The organism is Prochlorococcus sp., assembly GCF_965655815.1.
GTDB classification, from domain to species: Bacteria; Cyanobacteriota; Cyanobacteriia; order PCC-6307; family Cyanobiaceae; genus Prochlorococcus_A; species Prochlorococcus_A pastoris.
In genome coordinates, this window is sequence record NZ_CBFHHZ010000006.1 from 17,390 (window position 1) to 36,080 (window position 18,691).

Genomic DNA, 18,691 nt, shown 5'->3' on the forward strand with positions numbered 1-18,691 from the left:
AAGTATTTTTACCAGCCTACGGGTGAATTGCCGTTATTGTGTGCAATATAAATAGCGTGTAACAACCTTTAAAAAAATTTTTTAATTAAAAATGACCAAAAATTCTAAAAAATCTATACCTGTACTTGTTTCTGGTGCATTAGGCAAAATGGGAAGTGAGGTTGTTAATTCCGTCCTAAATTCTTCAGATTGCGAACTTGTTGCAGCAATTGATACAAATAAAAAAAATAATGGTGAAAACATTTCACAATTGTTAAATCTTAAAAAAAGTGATGTTTTTGTTTCAAATGATCTTGAGGGGTCTTTATGTTCAATTAGTCAAGATTATCGAAATGAGGAAATTAAACCAGTATTAGTTGACTTTACTCATCCTGATTCTGTTTATGAAAATACTAGATCTGCAATTGCTTATGGTATATCGCCAGTTGTAGGGACTACAGGCCTTACACCCTCTCAAATAAATGATTTGGCTATTTTTACTCAAAAAGCAAACATAGGTTGTGCAATAATTCCAAATTTTTCCGTAGGAATGGTTCTTCTTCAACAAGCTGCTTCTGTAGCAGCAAAGTTTTACGATAATATTGAATTAATAGAAATGCATCACAATCAAAAAGCAGATTCTCCTAGTGGAACTTGTATTAAAACTGCTGAAATGATTGAAGAATATCCAAAAAAATATAATCAGAGCTTAGTTAAGGAAACTGAATCATTAAAAGGAGTAAGAGGAGGTCTTAGAGATTCAGGCCTAAATATTCATTCAATAAGATTGCCTGGGCTTTTGGCTCATCAAGTAGTTATTATGGGTTCTCCTGGAGAAACTTACACAATTAAACATGACACTATTGACAGAAAAGCTTATATGCCTGGCGTTTTGCAGGCAATAAGAAAAATAGGTAAATTTGATTCGTTAATTTATGGACTTGAAAAATTAATATTTTAATGCTTATACCAATAAAACAAAATCAAATATCTAAACTTATCCCTTCTGTAGGGACAGGTGGTCAGTTTAAATATACACTTGGAGATCCCAGAAAAATTTTGCAGAGACTGATTATTTCCTCTATTGGAGGAGTTTTAAATCTCTTACTTTTTATTAGTCAATCATCAACTCAGACTGAAAATCTTTGGTTATTATTATGTGTGATTTTTTTTCTTTACATAATATGGGGACCAATTCTTGAATCAAGCAGAAAAAATATTAAATATAAAAAATCTAAGTTCTTTTCTCTCTTCGATGGTTATGTTTCTGATATCTATAAAACTGAAAGAATTGAAAGTTCACGTGAGCAATCAAATAGGCAAGGTCGTTTAGAGCTAATTGAAAAAAAAAGAACTTGGTTAGTTATTGAATTGGAAGATGAGGATGGTTATTTAGATAAAATAAGTTTTCCAATGGAAAACAAACATAGTCTAATTAGAGTTGGTTCTAATATTAGATGCATCATTTCATCTAATTATAGAAACTTTGAAAGAGAGATTTCATTGACTGATGCATGGTTACCTGACTCAAATATTTGGATAGGAGAATACCCATATTTGCTTCGACCAGCATTTGAAGAAATTTGCTATATTTATCTGAAGTAAATTGTAGTTATATATTTTAATTAATGAATAATTATTTAAATTTTAAGATTGTTGGTTCTGGACCCTCTGGGTTACTTTTAGCAATATCTTTAGCTAAATTAAATTTCAATATTTATATTACAGATTTACTAACAAGAGAGAAACTTATAAATAAAGACAAAACATATGCTATTACTCATTCAACAAGAAAGATACTTTCAAAATTTAATCTTTGGAGTAAATTAAAATCTTATCTTTATAAATTTGATTCTCTTTCAATTTCAGACAGTGTAACTTCAGATTTTACAATTTTAACTACTTCGGACTTAGATAAAGATATTTGTTCTTTAGATACCATTGGTTGGGTAGTTAAACATTCTGATCTAATGAATGTATTTTTTGATGAGGTCGATAATATGGATAATATATGTTTTAAATCTTCTCAAGATCTATCTTTCGATGATATTAAATTTGATTATGAATTTGTATCAACTGGAGCAAATTCAAATCACAAAAAAAATCGAAATTTAATAGATATCAGAAAATCATATAATCAGTCTTGTTTAACATTTGAAGTTTTAGTTAGGGGGAATGTTCCTAGGCGCGCATATGAAATATTTAGGAAGGAAGGTCCATTAGCTTTATTACCACTAGATAATAATAAATATCAAATTATTTGGACTGCTACTTCATCTAAATCAATGGATAGATTAAATTCAAGTAAAAGCTTTTTGTTAGATAATTTGTCAACAATATTACCTGATAATTTCAAGTTAGATCAGATCAATAGTGATATTAATATTTTTCCTGTTTCTCTATCTCTTAGTCTGCCAATTTTTAATTTCAAAAAGGTTGTATTTGTTGGAGATTCATTTCATACCTTCCATCCTGTTGGAGGACAAGGATTAAACACTTGTTGGAGAGATGTTAATGTCATATATGATATTTTTAATACAAATGTTCCTGTAAGTAATAGAGCTTTAAACATATTTAAATATAAATATTATTTTATAAGATTTTTAGATATTATTTCAACTATTGTTGTTACAGATTCTTTAATTAAATTTTTTGCAAATAATAAATTTTTCTTATTACCCTTTAGAAAATTCTCTTTTTTACTTTTAAATAAGTTTAATTTTATGAGGAGAATCATATTAAATCATATGACCAAGTCTTTAATCTTTTCATCAATTAAATAATTTATATGGATAATTATTCAAATAGAAAAATAATATTTTTTCTTATGGATGAAATTGGATTAAACGAGTCTTCGATTGAGCTAGGATTGAAGTTGGCAATCAAAAATAATACGCCACTTCCTATTCTTCTTTGGAATTATGGAATTTTAACAATCGAAGAACTGGATAAGTTTTATACATTTTTATTTCAAAGTAAATAACAAATATTCTGTTATAATTTGTAAATAGCATTTGAATTTGACTATTACTATTTTATCGAAAGGAAAACAGATATCTAGAGAATCTATACAAAGACTTGATTTACTTTTATTAGCTCTAGAAACTATTGATCTAAATGGTGCTGAATCTCTACATTCTTTATCAGTCAAACTTAATTTAAAGGAAGTCTTACCTAATAAAGTTACTATTTGGAAACTGAGGAATAATAACCCAATGAGGAATTCTTTTAATAATATCAATATTAAATTAGAGGAATTTGAAGCACTAATTAAACTTGCTGCTGAAATGGCAAAATTTTTATATCCTTATATAAGACAGATACTTCAATCCAGAGATGATCTTATTAGAAATCCTAATGCTTGGAATGAGTTTAAGAAAAGATATATTGAATTAATTAATGAAAGGTTTAATACTAATAGTATGAAGGTCAAAAGACTTCTTGATCCTAATTGTAATGACGAGGTTTTTAATAAAATTATACTTACTTTAGCTTTGTGCGTCTCAGACGATGGTTTTCTAAAATTAAGAACAACTTTAATTAATTATTGATATGTTGCAAAATAAATTTTTATTTAATCAATCTTCAGTAAGCCTTGAAATTATTGGATTACCTGATTATTCGAATAACGAAAATAAAGACTATATATCAATTATTTCGCAATGGAAACTTATGATTATTGATAAGCCTGTTATAGAGGGAAATCTTGAACACTTAAAGTCAGTTATGAAGGCTTTTTATACTTATTCTATTTCCCTTTTGAATGATGAAAATCCAAGATATGAATCGAATTTAATTGATATTACCTCTGAGAATTTTTATACACATATACTTCTTTTGAAGAGTTCCAAACCTGAGGTTAAGCCTTTAAATATAAGAATTGGAAATTCAGTTTTAGCAGATACTATAAATTGTTTTGACCAATTATGTTCTTCAAATAAAGTTAAAAATATTTATCAAAAAGAATTAACAAACTTTAAAAATAAAAATTATTTGAGTTTATTGGATAAAAAAAATATCTTTAATTTTCTATTGCCTCCATTATTCTCATTATGTTCTATTTTTCTCGTTTCTACTGCTTTAATTTATGTTTATGATGGAAATGATAATAACTCATTAATAAATAATAAAAACAAACTTATTAGCATTAAATCCTCAAACAAGTTACCATAAAAAATAATTCTTATTGAAGAGTTCTTTTTGATTTGTTAGTTTGATTTTTTTATAAATGGCTGATTTAAAAATACCAAATTTGAATAAGAATTCTGATAAATATTTTTTTAAAAAAAAGTTATCTTTGAGGAGAAAGTCTAAAAGTAAATTGATAAATGAATCTTTTATTATGATATTTTTTAGTGTCTTAATAATTTATCTAATTTATTTAATCCCAAATAAAATATCAATTTTTAAAAACCTATTAACTAATTTCAGTAAATTGTTTGCTAACGTTTTGGACTCAATCTCATATATTTATGAAATTTGTTTATTTATATTTATTATATTTTCATTAATATTTGCTTTGATTTTGATTATAGGCTCTTTTTCAAGAATATTAAAAGTAGTAAAAAGAAAAACTAACCGATTAACCCTTAAATAGGATTCATCAAACCACCGCTTCCAGAATCTGAATCATCGTCATCATTCTCAGTTTCAAATCCTAATAAAGCATATATACCAACTGCTACAGATGAAATTAGTAAAGTAAAAGGTAAAATCGAAGTTTGTAATCCGACATCAATGTATTCACCCATTTAACAAAAAAATTTTTATTAACCTAACCGAAATTTAACTTATCCGCGGTTATTAAATATTTATTTAATGTTTTAGATCTTTGTAACGGAAGTTTCTTTATCAAAGTTATTTATTTCATTTACAAAAAGTCCTAACCAATAGATTAACTGATCAATTTGATTTTGAATATCTGTGACACCTAATCCTCTAATAATTATTTTTGAGAACTGATCATCTTCTTCATAATTAAATTTTGATTGAATATTTGATGGTAAACCTTTTTTAATAAGTTTAAATGTAGAGTTTTTTAGCCTAGTTTCTATTATTACATTTGGTTTTTTAAGTTTAATTTTATTAAAGCCACACTTTTTTGCTAATAATTTCAACTTCATTAACAGTATTAAGGATTCTACAGGTTTTGGTAAAACTCCATACCTATTTGTCCAGTCAGTTGCTAGCTCTGTAAGCTCTTTATGGTTGGTACATTCTGTAGCAAATTTATAAGCATCTAGTTTCTCTTCTCTGTTTAATATCCATGTTGCAGGTATAAAAGCATTAACCGGCAAATCAACTTGAGTATCATTTACTTCTGGTATTTCTTGACCATTTATTTCTGAGATTGCTTCATGAAGCATTTCAATATATAAGTCATATCCTATGGCATTAACTTTTCCACTTTGCTCTTCGCCTAATAAGCTCCCAACACCTCTTATTTCCATATCTTTCATGGCGAGTTGATATCCACTTCCTAGTTCAGAGAAATCTTTGATAGCCTTTAGCCTTTGCTTAGAGGCTTCATTAATTTTGTTTATATTTGGATAAAATAGCCATGCATGAGCTTGTATGCCACTTCTTCCGACTCTTCCACGTAATTGATAAAGTTGTGACAGACCAAATTTATGTGAGTCTTCGATTACTATTGTGTTTACTCTAGGTATATCTAATCCACTTTCAATAATTGTAGTGCAAATCATTAGATCAACCTCGCCATTATTAAATGCAATCATTGCATTTTCAAGATCTATTTCATTCATCTGTCCATGAGCGACAATGTACTTTAAATCTTTAAACATATTTTTTAATTTATTAACCGCTTGATCAATATCAGATATTCTTGGAAGAACATAGAATATTTGACCACCTCTATCAAGTTCTTGACTTATCGCAGTTCTGATTACATCCATATCAATTTCAGATAAATACGTTTTAATCGATCTTCTAGAAGGAGGTGGAGTATTTAATAAACTCATTTGTCTAAGGCCAGACAAACTCATATATAGAGTTCTTGGGATTGGTGTGGCTGAGAGAGTTAAAACGTCAATATTTGTTTTTATATTTTTAATTTTTTCTTTTTGCCTAACTCCAAATCTTTGTTCTTCGTCAATAACAAGTAATCCTAAGTTTTTAATTTCGATCTCTTTTCCTAAAATTTGATGAGTAGCTACAACTAAATCAATTTTATTATTTTTTAAACCATTATAAATATCTTTTTTCTCAGTATTTGTTTTAAATCTGTTCAGTAATGAAACCTTTATTGGGTAAGGAGAAAATCTATTATGAAAAGTTCTCCAGTGTTGTTGAGCTAAAATTGTTGTTGGAGCAAGTAAGATCACCTGCTTTCCAGATGTAATTGCTTTAAAAATTGCTCTTACTGCTACTTCTGTTTTTCCGAACCCGACGTCTCCACAAACTAATCTATCCATTGGCTTATCACTTTCCATATCAATTTTTACTTCTTTAACAGCTGTTAGTTGATCTGGTGTAGGTTGATAAGGGAATGACTCTTCTAACTCTTTTTGCCATGGACCATCTTCTGGAAATATATGACCTTTAAGTTTTTCCCTTTTTGCATAAAGTTTTAAAATGTCTAAGGCAACTTTTTTTATTATTTTTCTATTTTTATCTTTAATTTTTAACCATTCTGTACCGCCTAATTTATTTATTCTAGGCTTTATTTTTCCACTAGTTCTATATCTGTTTATACTCCCAAGTTGATCAGCTGCAACACTAATTTTTCCATCAAGATAACGAATAACTAAGTAGTCTCTTGATTCACCAGTAATGTTTATTTTTTCTATTTTTAAAAATTGTCCGATACCATGGTTTTTATGCACTATATAGTCTCCTGGATTTATTTTATTTACGTTTATATTTGAATTTACACTCCTTTTTCTTTTTCTTATAAATACATTATTAAATAAAGCTTGCTGAGAAAACATTTCCTTGTCTGTTATTAGAATTACTTTCCATATCGGTAAATAAAATCCTTCTATTTCATAATTATTTTTATTTTTAATAATTACTGGTGTCGAATTTTCAATTAACCTATAAGCGCTTTCAAGGTCGTTGGGCTTTTCTAAGTAAGTTGTATTACATTCATGCTCAAAAAATAAACTTCTTGTTCGTAGTGGCTGCGCCGATAATATCCAGACTTTATCTTTATTTAATATAAATTTATTTATTTCTTTTGAAAGTTTGCCAATATTTTTAGAAGAAGTATTTATGCGTTTATCTGACAAAAGAAATCTATTATCTATATTTCTTTTTGACTCAAATTCATATAAATTTATTACATTTTTATTACTAATAGTTTTTATAACTGATTCAAATTTCTCATGAAGATTTGATCTAACTTTTATATTTATATTATTAGATTTTAAGTTGTTGGAGATTTCATCTTTATATAGTTCAAAATTATTATCTGATTCAAGACACCAATTGTTAGAAAATTTATTACATTCCTCTTTTTCATCTATGACAATTAATGTTTCTTTATTTATATAATCTAATAGGTTTGATGGATAATCTTCAATTATACCCAAGTATCTATCAAGATTATTTTTAGTTGTTATTTCTTCGGAATTAAATGTACCTTTTCCTGATAAATTTTCTAACTTTTTTCTTATTAATAAATTAAATCCGACTTGTACAATTTCAACTTTATTAATACTATCTAATGTTCTTTGTGTTACTGGATCATATTCTCTTATTTTTTCAATAATATTATCAAAGTATTCTATTCTTATAGGTAGTTCATTATTAACTGGATAAATATCAATAATTTCTCCTCTTCTACTCCATGAACCTTCCTGAGATGTCATATTTTCTTTACTATATCCAAGTAAAACTAATTTTGTTGTTAACTCTTTTATCTCTAATTCACTACCCTTAATAAGTGAAAATATATTATCCTTAAATATATTTTCTTTAATTAAATGAGGTTGAAGTGATCTTTCAGTTGTTATTATTATATTAATATCTTGTCTTTCTTTTTTAATAATTTTAGAGATAACTGATAACTGAGAATATTCAGTTTCCTTTGACTTATTAATTGATGCATATGGTAAATTTTCACTTGGGGGATAATATAATACATTTTTATTATCTATACTATCGAAATATCCATACCATTTATATGCAATTTCCTCATTAGGACTTATAATTAAGATATCTTTATTTTCTTTCTTAGCAATACTATTTATTATAATTGACTTTGCATATCTACTAGAGCCAATGATATTTAGTTCATTATTATGTTTAATTCTTTTTACTAACTCTGTTATTATTTGTGAATTTGAAATATAACTAATTAATGAATTTAAACTCATTTATATTTAATTAACTTGATTACTACTTAAGGTTATATTATATTATATTTTACAAAGATTGTGAATAATAATTAATGGATTCTGCTGCAATAAATTCCTTTATACCAACGCTTGATCAGGTTGATAGTTGGTCAGAAATTCTTACACTTCTACCTATATTGATTATTTTAGAGTTGTTGCTATCGGCAGACAATGCGATTGCTTTGGCATCGCTTACTAAATCTCTTGATAGTCCTTTATTAAGATCTAAAGCTTTAAATATAGGCATTACTATTTCTTTATTATTCAGAATATTTCTTATTCTTTTATCTAATATACTTTTAAAATTCATCTTAATCCGTATTTTTGCAGGTTTATATCTTATTTATTTATTTATTTCAAATGTTTTTTTTAGCAGCGAATCAGATACTCAAGAATCAGACAATGACAAAAACAATAATAATCTTAAATTTCTAAAGATTGTTGCTTTACTTTCTTTGACTGATTTTGCATTTTCAATTGATAGCATTACAACAGCTGTTGCAATAAGTGATCAATATATACTTATTATTTTTGGAGCAATTATAGGTGTATTAGCATTGCGATTTACTTCAGGTATATTTCTAGGACTTCTAGAGAAATTTTTAAGATTAGAAACAGCTGGTTACATTGCTATTCTAATTGTTGGGATAAAGCTTCTTCTAAATACATTAATAACTGAGACAATTCTTCCAGATTATTATTTTTATGTTTTGATATTAATTTCTTTCATTTGGGGGTTGTCTAAAAGGGATCAAATAACTTAGTCAGAAAATTTTTCTCCAATTACAGGATTTAATTGTTGTATCAATTGATTTTGACTTGATACGTTTTTACCTTCTAATTTTGCTTCTAATAAAAGAATCGGATCAGTTTTGGTTGTTATAATAATCCCTAAGTTTTCTATAAGTCCAATAATGTATCCTGGCTTTAATACATTACTTAAAATTTTATAATTCTTATTTTGTATTTCATCAATTGTTAGGATCTTTATTTTTATTATTTTGAGGTTTTTGCTTTTATAAGTTGAATTGGCTCTTGGGTATAAGGCATTTATTTTTCTATAAATATCAGTTGAGGAATTTTCCCAATTTATAATGTAATCAAATTTGTTTATCATTCTTGCATATTTTAATTCTCTTTGAAAATCAGTTTGTTTTTTAAGTAAAAGATTAATATCTCTATTTTTATTTTGTTCTATGTCTGATATCGCTGTCAAAATTAATTCTGATGATAAATCACTTAATTTTTTCGTTAAGGTTTTAAGATTATCCTTATTCTCAATTTTAATTTGTTTTTCAACTAATACGTCCCCAGTATCTAATCCTTCTTCCATTTTCATTATTCCTACACCAGTTATTTTGTCTCCCTCTAATATTGACCATTGAATTGGTGCAGCGCCCCTCCATCTTGGAAGTAGTGATGCATGTGCATTCCATGATTTGTATTTAGGAATATCTAATATCGCTTTGGGTAATATCTTTCCATATGCAATTACAATAAAAAGATCACAAGATAACTCTTTAAGTCTACTAATAAATTGAATATTTTCTTTTATTGTTTCTGGTGTAAATACTAGAATATTTTCCTTAGTAGCATATTCCTTCACTGGTGAGGATATTAACTTATTACCTCTAGATCTTTTTTTATCTGGTTGGGTAATTACAGCAACAATATCATGATCTGATTTCTTTAATACTTCAAGACTTTTAACTGAATATTCAGGCGTACCCCAAAATATAATTCTCACTCGTCACCGGTTATAGATAATTCATTAATCCATACATGTGGAGAAATTCCACTTGTAGTTAATTCTTTTTCATTTTCAATATTTATTATATTTTTTAGAAGATACTTTATATCTCCTGCTACAGTTGCTGATTCAATTGAACGTTTTTTCCCATTTCTATAAAGCCATCCTTCAAAAGGAAGAGAGAAGGAACCTTGACTAGCTTTAACTCCTGCATGAATTGCGTTTAATTCTTCAATATATACAAAATCTCCTTGATAATTTGTGTGTACCAAAGACTTGTTTAAGTCCGAACATTCATTAGATTTTTCAATTACTAACCAATCTGGAGAAACTGATACTTTTGAACCAAGTCCAGCATGGCCTGTGGGTATGGTATTAAAAATTTTTGCAGTTGATTCCGAATGCAGAAAGTTTTCTAATTTACCTTTATTAATTAAGATTAGTTTTTTTGTTGGAGTCCCTTCACCATCGAATGGTGCAGAAGATATATTTTTATCATTAAGCCCATCATCATAGATATTCAAAGCTGGAATTGAAATCAATTCACCAATTGAGTTTTTATCTGAAAGACTTACACCGTCAATAATACTTCTAGCATTGAAGATGGAACTAAATGCATTCATTATCGTTAGAAATGCTTCAGGTGATAGACAGATTAAATACTTATCTGTTTTTATTGATGAGTAATCTAAATGTGCAATTGTTTTCTTTGCGGCCTCTTTGATACAGGATTCAATATCAATGTCTTCAACACCGTATCCTAGTTTAACTGAACCTGAACTACGAGGTTTTTTATCTTTTTCTTCTGCTCTCGCATATAAATATATAGCAGCTTGACTTTTACTATAATTTCGAAATGCCCCATCACTGTTGGCATAAATTCTTTCATAAAAACTTTCTGACAATCCGTTGTAAGGAATAGATTTAATAGCCTCATGACTATCGATTAGCTTCGATTCAGCCTCTCTGAGAATTTTAAGCAGCTTTTTTATTCCTAACGGATTTTTTTTATCAACTTCTTTTATATGTATAGGATCTTTGGCTAAGGGAGAAAAATCAGTAAATTCATTTTTGTTCCCAAATTCTGAAGCAATATTTGCTTGTCTTAAAGCTTTTTTAATACCTGCTTCACTTAGATCACTTGTAGTCGTGATACCAACTAAGTTGTCTTTATTCCAAACTCTTAAAGTTATGACCTGTTTTTGAGATGCTTTTAACTGTTTCGCTGCTCCTCTATCAACTTGAACAGAATAATCATTAGAAAAACTAGCACCGTAATCCCATTTATCAATGTTTAATATATTTGCAGCGGTTGATATTTGAGTTGTTATTTCTGTAGGATTCACTTTTATCTCCCACCTACTGTTATGGAATCGACTTTGATATGTGGCTGACCTACTGTTACATTAACGCTTCCGCTGACTGAACCACAAAAACCAGGAGCTAACTCTAAATCATTTCCACACATAGATATTTTTGGCATTACTTCTTTTGCGTCACCTATTAATGTTGCTCCTTTTACTGGTTTAGTTAATTTACCGTTCTTTATTAAATAACCTTCCTCAACAGCGAAATTAAATTGGCCTGTTGCTCCTACACTTCCACCACCCATTGACTTACAGTAAAGGCCATCGCTAATACTATTTATTAATTCTTCTTTAGTGAATTCACCTTTAGCTATATAAGTGTTTCTCATTCTTGATGCAGCAGCGAATGAATAATTTTGCCTTCTACCACTACCGGTTCTTTTGTGACCAGTCCTTAATTCACCAGCCCTGTCAGAAAGAAATTTCTTTAATATACCATCTTTAATAAGTATTGATTTCTCTGGTTCCATTCCTTCATCATCAATAGATAATGATCCGAAAGACCCTTCAGAAATGCCCTCATCTATTGCCGTCACAGATTCGTGAGCTATTTTTTCATTCAACTTATCACTAAATGGAGTTGTTCCACGTTCAATCTGAGTTGTTTCAAGTAAGTGACCACAAGCCTCATGAAATATAACACCACCGAATTTATTAGCTAATACAACTGGCATTTGTCCAGCTTGAACATAGTCTGCATATAACATATTCATTGAACTTTCATAAACTTCATTTGAAGCTTTTTCATGATCCCATAATCTAAATTCATTAGGGATTCCATGCGATCCAAATCTTCTACTACCGTTCGATCTATATTGAGCGTCATTAGCAATTATGTTAAGTCCTACCGTTTGATGCAATCTTATATCAGTAGCGTAAGTTCCATCACTTGAAGCTATTATTACTTCCTGCCAATTTCTTGCATAACTACCTTTTCTAACGACTACTTTCTTATCCTTTTTTAATGATTTAGTGCTAAGTAATAATTTTTCGCTTACTTCATTTATTGTTGGCACTTCATTCAGCCAATTAATTTTTGACTTACTATAGTCTTTAAGTTTTTCAAGTCCATTAAAAATTAATTTATTAGTTTTTTTAGAGATATCTAACATTTCGATTGCTTGAGAAATAGATCTCATTAATCCATGTCTCGACAAGTCATTAGTACTCACAAACCCATCCCTCTTGTCTTTAAATATTCTTATTCCAGCTCCTTTGCTGAATGATGGACTTACATTTGTAATAAAATCTTCTTCTGCGAGAACACTTGAATTATCAGAGTTTTCAATAAATAATTCTACAAAATCAGCACCTAGGGATATGCCATAGAAAATGACTTCTTCAAGAAGTTTTTTATTACATTCACCAAATCTAATTTCGGAAGATTTAATACTCGCAGATACCATTTGAATCTTATAACTTTAGCTCTTTGTTAAGATCAGATTATCTAATTGATGGTTGAAAATCATCACTTTCAAGAGGTTTTAATAAGTATAGTCTTATCAGTTGATAACCGTTTGAAATAAAGATGGGTAATTTAGATAATACTTTAATTACATTTGGATTTTCTTTCTTATCTATCTCTGATAATCGAGTACCATTCTCAACTATTCTGTCTAATCTTTTGTAAAAGGATTTATCATATACATTTAAAACAACAGGAAATACTTTGGCAGAAGTTTCATTTGTTTTGTTAATGACAAATTGGTCATACTCTCTAGCGTTTAAACCTAGTGCTCCATAAAAATCTCTTTTGGTCCCAAGATCTCTTATGTACATAGTTGCAAAAACAGCTAGTAGAAAAAACCTAGACCATAATTTAGAAACTATAGGATGATTATTTAAAAAATATCTAAATCTATGGTAATAATCAAAAATTGGATGTTTCAGGGTATAACCAAAGATCTCAATTTTCTGGCTTAAACTTTTAACCGTTCGAGGTTGTGCTCTCATTAATGCATCAAAGAAATCACCATGCCTATTTTCATCTTGACACCAATTTTCAAAGAAATTAAATAATGGAAAAATTTTTCCACTAGGATTTTTTTCAAGGTGCTTATAAATTGCTATATATCTCCAATATCCAATTTTTTCAGATATGTAAGTAGCATAAAAAATTGCTCTTGGAGCAAAATAAGTGTAATCCTTGTTGGCTGTTAGAAATCCCAAATCTAACTGTAATCCGAAGTCATTCATTGACTTATTCAAAAATCCTGCATGCCTTGCTTCATCCCTCGCCATATGAGCAAAACATTCAGCAAGTAGTGGATTCTTGTCTTTTATCCTTTTACTTAATTCTTTGTATAAGAGAAAGCCTGAAAATTCTGAAGTACAACTTCCTTCCAGAAAATCTACAAAAAGTTCTCTGGTTTCAGCATCTAATTTATCTGCCGCCCCCTCAAATTCTTTATTTCGTACAAAGTGATGCCTATTATAATCTTTTCTAAATTCTTCACATATTGCCTCCAATTCATCTTCATTAATGGATAAATCCATTTTTTCCATCGCTTCAAAATCAGTCGTGTAAAAATTTGGAGTTAATATCGTATCTTTTGCAATATCCTTTCCTCTATTAACAGTTTTTTTATTATTTGATTCAATAGTTTGTTGTGCCATTTTCTCTATTTCACTACTACTATTATTTACTATTTATTGTATTTTTGAGTAAAAAGTTAACTAGGTGTTATTCTTTCATTTTTTTAATTAATACCAATTAATTTTTGTCCATTTAATCTTTGCAAAATTCTAGAGATAATTAATTTAAGGGTTATTCTTTTTTCATCTATTAAAAACGATTCAATTACACTTGGTTTTTGATCAGATTTGCATAATGAAATACTTTTTAACGAGCTTATATCGTCTTTTTCAAATGATAACCAAAAGCTACAAATGTCTTTTATTTCGCAAAAAATAACCCAGCATTTGTCGCCAGCAATTGGTCTTGATGTGTTTTTTAAATTTATATCTGCAACTTCTAATCCTCTTACTTTAAATTCCTGAATTATAGAAGGTAATAAATGATCATTAATAAATACATTAAAAGGTTTTTTTTCAATAGGAAGTTCCTTTTTTGGTTTTATTTTTGACGGTATTGAATTTTCGCCCCCAACTTTTTGTTTATTAGAATCTTGTGAATTTGTATTAATTAATGTAGATGCTTCTTTTGGACTATCAACATCAATAAAATTCTTTTTTAAAGGATCATCTTCCCTTTTAATACTTTCTTCTTTCGATTCTACATTTTCTTCCATATCAACAATTTAATATTATGTTAATTATAAATATAATCTAACCTGTTTTTATCAATATTTAAGATTAACCATACTTTTACCACTCAGATTCATTATTGTTCCAATCATCATAATATTGTGAATTATTAATTTTCTGGTTACTATCTTTTAATTCATTCTCATCATTATTTTTAATAACACGATAATTAACAGAAATTGTGGGTTGAGGCTCTCGTAAATCTCTCTCAGGAGCAACCTCAAATAGTTCATCATCTTCTCTCTTTTCTGAATAATCATTATCATCGGTTCTTTTATCATCACTTTCAGATATAGTTTTAAATTTATTGTTATCGCTTAGTGTTGTGTTTAATATAGAACTCATAAATAAACCTGAAATAAAGGATATAAATATTAATCTACCTATTGTTACTTCTTGAATATTCCAAATGAAATATCTAAAAGAAGTTTTTTGTCTGTTATTTATTAATAATAAAATTTGAATACTAACAATTAAAAAAATAATTAATATTAAACTCTTTTTTTTATTATTCATTTTTAAAGTAAATTATTTTTGATATTTGAATAGAAATTTGATAACTAATATATTTTCGATCACTAAACTATTTCAAGATCTATTTGATATTTTAGAATATCTACTTTAATAATTTTGATATCTATTTCATCACCTATCTTGTATGAGTTTTTTGACTTTCTTCCAATTAATGAATTTTGCCTAGATCTATATTCGTACCAATCATTACTAAGAGTACTTACATGTACTAAACCTTCAACATATAATTCTGGAATCTCTACAAAAAATCCATAACTTTGAACTGCCATTATTAAGCCACTATATTTATTTCCTATAAATTTTTCGGCTTTTCTTATTTTTTTTATAGTTATCATATTAGATTTAAATTGTCTAACTTTATCCTTATACTCATTAATCTTATCTATCATTACATTATTAAATAATAAATCTAATGATTTAATAATTGATGAATTATATAGACGCCAATTAACATTTTCCCAAGATTCCCTTTCCATAATATTTATCAAGTTTCCACCACTATTTTTATTTCTTTTCCCATTAATTATCATATTATAAATATTATATTGATTAATTAAATTAGTAAAATCAAAGGAGGGTAATGTCCAAGGTGAAATAATATTTTTAGAATCATCTATAGAATTATCTTTAGAAATTAATGTTACATCATTATCCCTAACAACATTAAATAATATTTTATGCAAGATCCTTTTTTTATTATCATTAGTGCATAACTCAACTAATTTCTTAAATGATAGAGTACCATTATCATTAAGTTCGATATTACTATCAATTAATTCTGAATTTTTTATAATTTCAGTGACATTTATATAATCTAATTTTTGAGAAATATATGATGCATTATTTAAGCCATAATTATTTGAATGATTGAACCATATTGAATTCGCTTCGTACAACAAAGGAGTAAGATATGTTTGGATGTCATTATTATTTAATGGTTCAAAATATTCCTTTGAGAAATCAGCTGGGTTGTGAACTAATAATTCTTTTAATGATTCAATATTATTATTCGACTTCGGTAATTCAATTTTCCCATTCAATAATTGTTTCTTTCTGAATTCATTTGAGATTTCTATTATTTTATCTAAATCTTCTATGTAGTCTTTAATTGGTTTAAGTATTCTTGAGGTGATTCGAGCTTTACTTTTTCTAGTTAGAAGAGCATCTATATGTTGATTTTCAACTAGGAGTGAACATTTTACCTTTGTTAAGTGGAACGACCAATTAATTATTTCATTTTCACTATTCATTTCTATACACAAACTAATAGCATCATTAATTTCGTTTATATTAAATTTTGCAGCGTTACAAATTTCATCACTAAGATAGTTTTGCCATTTTTCTAGTAAGGGAAATGACTCAAATCTATCAAAGAAAATTTGTAGGGATTTTTTATTACTTAGATCTAATCTTTCTGCAATTGTATTGGTATGTATCCAAAGTTTATAGGTTTTGTTTTTAATTTTTTCTATTTGAAAAATTGGCAGTATTGGCGAATTTTCAGTTTCCCAACTTTTGAACATATATGAATTTTTACTTGATAGATCTAGTCTTTGTTGTTGTTTGGCAACAGTAAGCTTTGGATTTTGAAAGTTAGCAATTCTATGAATATTGCTTTTAGATAATACGAAATCTGTATCTAGCTTTTCGTTATTATTTAATGTTAATTCCTTTATGACATGACCAATACCTTCTTGTTGGGCAATCGGAAATAAGTCAATTTCAATTTTTACTATATTTTTATTAATAGAATTATATTTATATTTTTCATCTTTTTTGGGAAGCTTGATTTTAGCTAGAATTCTGTCATCAATAGGTATTCCAAAAACTTCGTCTTTAATTATTTCGACTTTTGCTAACAGTATTTGATTAGTTCTTTCAAGTATGCAATCAACAACTCCTTCAGGTGATCTTCTTCTTACACCATCTTTGATTATTCTTACTAAAACTTTATCTCCATTCCATGCATAGTTAAGTAAATTTTCTTTTATGTAAATATCTTCATTGTTATTTTCTCTAACTGCAAAGCAATAACCCTTGCTACTGCATCTGATTTTAGCAATTAAGTGATTACTCTCTTTGACGTTAAAATATTCATTATCTTTATTTTTATTTATTATTTCAAGTTCTTCTAATGCTCGCAATGCTATATCTAATTTGGCCTTGTCAGTTTTTTTGGATAAATTTAATAATCTGCATAATTTCTTATATTCCAAACCTTCTTCCTGGTTTAAATTTTCAATTATTGAAGAAGTTGAAAACATAATATCTTTTAATTAGCTGATAACATATATTCTTATTATATCTTGCTTTCTAATCAAAAATCGATTTAATATTTTATTGATTATTATCATTTTCTTTTGATGTAAATGAATTTATGAAAAGTCTAATACCAATAATAAAAAAGGTTATAGATGCTATCGATTTTAAAATGATTTCAGGTAAAAAATTTGATATTGATCCACCTGCTAGGGCTCCTACTAAACTGGCTAAAACTAGAGCTGATGAGGAACCTAAAAATACTGCTAGAGGTTTATTGGATGTCCCACTCATCGTTAACGTAGCTAATTGCGTTTTGTCACCTAGTTCGGCAATAAATATTGTTATGAATGTTGATAGTAGTAAACTTAAAATCATTTATAATACAGGTTTTAAAATGTCATAAGCTAAAAATATACTTATGATCATCATTAATAAACCTGTAAAAAACGCAAATTTGTTTGGAGATATTTTATTTGACAACCATTTTCCAATTAATACACCTACTAGGCTAGAACTTATTAAAGCTATTGAACTTCCGATAAAAACAATAATTGGTTTTCCAGACTCTGCAGATAACATTAGTGTCGCTATTTGAGTTTTATCTCCCAATTCAGCGATAAAAATAGTAGTAAATGTTGTTATAAAAATAGATGAAAAATTCTTTTCAACATTTTTGCCTTCTTTTTCTAGGTTAATATTCATTTTCTTGAAATAGCAGATTTAAAGTCCTTCATTTGTTCACTTTTGCTTCCATAAATAGAAGTTATATGTTGTGTACAACAATTAATTAAGAATTTATCACCATTTTTTAAATACTTTTTGAATGATAAAGAAAATTTATTTACACGGCAGAAATGTGGTCTTGATTCATAAATCATGCATTTTCTGCTTGATCTATCAAGATATTTACACCATCCGTCTTTGCTTTTCATGGAATTTATTAATGCTATATCTTTATTACTAAGTACACCTGATAAGTTATCTCTATCAGTTAAATCTAAATGACAACAAGCACCACAATTTTCTATACAACTCCATGACTTCATAATTTAATTCAATCTTGTAACGTATTGGTACAGTTGAAAGGTTTATTTGTAAAAATAGTAACACATCATTTAATTATTCACATGGCAACCCTTATTCCTTTAGCCGTCGTTGCATTAGCTGGACCT

Annotated in this window: 19 protein-coding genes; 7 read left to right on the forward strand and 12 right to left on the reverse strand. The window is 27.8% G+C overall.

Annotation, left to right across the window (positions count from 1 at the left end; translation table 11 throughout):
• Positions 1–91 precede the first annotated feature (91 nt).
• From dapB to ACTF45_RS07710, 6 genes are read left to right on the forward strand one after another with little or no spacing between them, the layout of a single operon-like run.
• Entirely contained in the window at positions 92–940 is an 849-nt protein-coding gene (gene dapB / locus ACTF45_RS07685) for a 4-hydroxy-tetrahydrodipicolinate reductase (RefSeq protein ID WP_288347759.1), read from the forward strand.
• Positions 940–1,584: a hypothetical protein gene (locus ACTF45_RS07690; RefSeq protein WP_288347757.1), complete on the forward strand. Its 645-nt coding sequence runs from the start codon at positions 940–942 to the stop codon at positions 1,582–1,584. The genes dapB and ACTF45_RS07690 overlap by 1 nt, the downstream gene beginning before the upstream one ends.
• Before the next feature lie 23 nt (positions 1,585–1,607).
• A complete protein-coding gene (locus ACTF45_RS07695) occupies positions 1,608–2,762 on the forward strand; it encodes an FAD-dependent monooxygenase (protein WP_438949703.1) in 1,155 nt (384 codons plus the stop codon).
• 5 nt (positions 2,763–2,767) lie between these two features.
• The gene (locus tag ACTF45_RS07700) at positions 2,768–2,962 is read left to right on the forward strand and encodes a DUF2949 domain-containing protein (protein ID WP_288347753.1); all 195 of its coding nucleotides are present in this window, start codon (positions 2,768–2,770) and stop codon (positions 2,960–2,962) included.
• 31 nt (positions 2,963–2,993) lie between these two features.
• Positions 2,994–3,530 (forward strand): DUF3038 domain-containing protein, encoded by a 537-nt coding sequence (locus ACTF45_RS07705; RefSeq protein ID WP_288347751.1) that lies wholly within the window; start codon positions 2,994–2,996, stop codon positions 3,528–3,530.
• Between the two features lies 1 nt (position 3,531).
• On the forward strand, positions 3,532–4,152 hold the full coding sequence (locus ACTF45_RS07710) for a DUF4335 domain-containing protein (RefSeq protein WP_438949704.1): 621 nt from the start codon (positions 3,532–3,534) through the stop codon (positions 4,150–4,152).
• Positions 4,153–4,568: 416 nt separating this feature from the next.
• Here the strand turns inward: ACTF45_RS07710 and ACTF45_RS07715 are convergent, their stop codons facing one another.
• Both ACTF45_RS07715 and mfd read right to left on the reverse strand, forming a co-directional pair.
• Positions 4,569–4,730, reverse strand: a complete 162-nt coding sequence (locus ACTF45_RS07715; RefSeq protein WP_173027988.1) for a hypothetical protein — start codon at positions 4,728–4,730, stop codon at positions 4,569–4,571.
• 72 nt (positions 4,731–4,802) lie between these two features.
• Positions 4,803–8,318, reverse strand: a complete 3,516-nt coding sequence (gene mfd / locus ACTF45_RS07720) for a transcription-repair coupling factor (protein WP_438949705.1) — start codon at positions 8,316–8,318, stop codon at positions 4,803–4,805.
• Positions 8,319–8,392: 74 nt separating this feature from the next.
• On the opposite strand from mfd, the gene ACTF45_RS07725 reads away from it, so the two are divergent.
• Entirely contained in the window at positions 8,393–9,103 is a 711-nt protein-coding gene (locus tag ACTF45_RS07725; RefSeq protein WP_438949706.1) for a TerC family protein, read from the forward strand.
• On the opposite strand, the gene fmt is transcribed toward ACTF45_RS07725, so the two are convergent.
• The 10 genes from fmt to ACTF45_RS07775 all read right to left on the reverse strand — a co-directional run bounded on the left by fmt (position 9,100) and on the right by ACTF45_RS07775 (position 18,565).
• Positions 9,100–10,086 (reverse strand): methionyl-tRNA formyltransferase, encoded by a 987-nt coding sequence (gene fmt, locus ACTF45_RS07730; protein WP_438949707.1) that lies wholly within the window; start codon positions 10,084–10,086, stop codon positions 9,100–9,102. The genes ACTF45_RS07725 and fmt overlap by 4 nt on opposite strands.
• On the reverse strand, positions 10,083–11,435 hold the full coding sequence (locus ACTF45_RS07735) for a TldD/PmbA family protein (RefSeq protein WP_438949708.1): 1,353 nt from the start codon (positions 11,433–11,435) through the stop codon (positions 10,083–10,085). The genes fmt and ACTF45_RS07735 overlap by 4 nt, the downstream gene beginning before the upstream one ends.
• A gap of 2 nt (positions 11,436–11,437) precedes the next feature.
• The gene (locus ACTF45_RS07740) at positions 11,438–12,862 is read right to left on the reverse strand and encodes a TldD/PmbA family protein (protein ID WP_288347738.1); all 1,425 of its coding nucleotides are present in this window, start codon (positions 12,860–12,862) and stop codon (positions 11,438–11,440) included.
• A 37-nt stretch (positions 12,863–12,899) separates the two neighbouring features.
• Complete coding sequence (gene acsF, locus ACTF45_RS07745) at positions 12,900–14,072, reverse strand: magnesium-protoporphyrin IX monomethyl ester (oxidative) cyclase (RefSeq protein ID WP_438949709.1); 1,173 nt, start codon at positions 14,070–14,072, stop codon at positions 12,900–12,902.
• Between the two features lie 83 nt (positions 14,073–14,155).
• On the reverse strand, positions 14,156–14,707 hold the full coding sequence (locus ACTF45_RS07750; protein WP_438949710.1) for a DUF2996 domain-containing protein: 552 nt from the start codon (positions 14,705–14,707) through the stop codon (positions 14,156–14,158).
• 76 nt (positions 14,708–14,783) lie between these two features.
• Positions 14,784–15,239, reverse strand: coding sequence for a hypothetical protein (locus ACTF45_RS07755; RefSeq protein ID WP_438949711.1), 456 nt, complete (start codon positions 15,237–15,239; stop codon positions 14,784–14,786).
• Between the two features lie 62 nt (positions 15,240–15,301).
• A complete protein-coding gene (locus ACTF45_RS07760; protein ID WP_438949712.1) occupies positions 15,302–17,521 on the reverse strand; it encodes an RNB domain-containing ribonuclease in 2,220 nt (739 codons plus the stop codon).
• A 73-nt stretch (positions 17,522–17,594) separates the two neighbouring features.
• Positions 17,595–17,894: a TMEM165/GDT1 family protein gene (locus ACTF45_RS07765; protein WP_438949713.1), complete on the reverse strand. Its 300-nt coding sequence runs from the start codon at positions 17,892–17,894 to the stop codon at positions 17,595–17,597.
• A complete protein-coding gene (locus ACTF45_RS07770) occupies positions 17,895–18,221 on the reverse strand; it encodes a TMEM165/GDT1 family protein (RefSeq protein WP_438949714.1) in 327 nt (108 codons plus the stop codon). It abuts the gene before it with no gap.
• Positions 18,218–18,565: a YkgJ family cysteine cluster protein gene (locus ACTF45_RS07775; protein WP_438949715.1), complete on the reverse strand. Its 348-nt coding sequence runs from the start codon at positions 18,563–18,565 to the stop codon at positions 18,218–18,220. The genes ACTF45_RS07770 and ACTF45_RS07775 overlap by 4 nt, the downstream gene beginning before the upstream one ends.
• Between the last annotated feature and the right edge of the window lie 126 nt (positions 18,566–18,691).